The following is a 306-nucleotide window of genomic DNA, read 5'->3' as shown; positions in this document are numbered from 1 at the left end:
CATCACGTGGGCGAAGCGATCGATCATGTCCAGCAGCGGACGACCGTACGAACCCAGGCGATGCAGGGCGTAGCCGAAGATCACCGAGAACATCAGCACTTGCAGGATGTCACCGGTGGCGAACGCGCCGACGATGGTGTTCGGGATCACATTGAGGAGGAAACCGACAATGCTCTGGTCTTTACTGGCCGTCACGTAGGTGGCGATTTTCGAGGCGTCGAGGGTGGTGACGTCGATGTGCATGCCGGCGCCCGGTTGCACAACGTTGACCACGACCAGACCGATCAGCAGGGCAATGGTGGAAAC

1 protein-coding gene is annotated in these 306 nt (G+C 59.8%); it reads right to left on the bottom strand.

The window, feature by feature from the left end:
• Positions 1–306, bottom strand: a 306-nt coding sequence (locus AAEY83_RS13750; RefSeq protein WP_351059655.1) for a cation:dicarboxylate symporter family transporter, incomplete at both ends; no start/stop codon positions are given.

The organism is Psychrobacter sp. TB20-MNA-CIBAN-0197 (assembly GCF_040309765.1).
GTDB lineage: Bacteria > Pseudomonadota > Gammaproteobacteria > Pseudomonadales > Moraxellaceae > Psychrobacter > Psychrobacter submarinus.
This window is presented reverse-complemented; position numbering and strand designations above follow the sequence as displayed.